The sequence below is a fragment of the Lunatimonas lonarensis genome (assembly GCF_000390185.1).
Classification (GTDB): domain Bacteria; phylum Bacteroidota; class Bacteroidia; order Cytophagales; family Cyclobacteriaceae; genus Lunatimonas; species Lunatimonas lonarensis.
In genome coordinates this window covers 1-545 of record NZ_AQHR01000055.1, presented here as the reverse complement: position 1 = coordinate 545, position 545 = coordinate 1, and the positions used below count along the sequence as shown (strand labels likewise).

At 57.6% G+C, this 545-nt stretch carries 1 protein-coding gene; it reads right to left on the bottom strand.

The features are described from left to right. The coding region (locus ADIS_RS22690) for a tyrosine-type recombinase/integrase (RefSeq protein ID WP_155907333.1) at positions 1-524 on the bottom strand (524 nt) is incomplete at its 3' end. Between the last annotated feature and the right edge of the window lie 21 nt (positions 525-545).

Below are 545 nucleotides of genomic sequence, written 5' to 3'. Positions count from 1 at the left end.
CGGATATGGATCTGCCTGCGCTGCAGGTCCACGTCGCTGATCTTGAGCATACGCAGTTCGTTCATGCGCAGCCCGCCTGCATAGGCGAAGGCGAGCAGGAACCGGTGCTTGAGCAGGCGTGGGGCGGCGAATATCTCCCTGCACTCCTGCTTGGAGAGCACGGTGGGCAGGGTTTCGGTCTTCTTGATGACGGGCATCTGCAGGGCGTGCTGGTCGAGCCCGAACAGCCTGAACCAGTACCTCATGCCGAAGACGGTCTGCTTGAAGAAGCTGACGGAGAGCTTTTCGTGGACGGTGAGGCGGTAGAGGTAGGAGTTGATCTGGTCGATGGGCACTTCGTGGGGGACCTTGCCGAAGTGGAGCGCGAGATGTGCGATGTTTCGTCCGTAGTTGTTGGCCATGCTCCTGGAGCACTGGTCGAGGACCATTCGTTCTTCAAACCGGGAGAAAGCCTCTCTGAATCCCGGCACGACGACCTTTGCCTTCTGCACGGTGGTCGTGTAATTTTCCTTCTTAAAAGTCATGACAGTGATGTCTTGGTATAC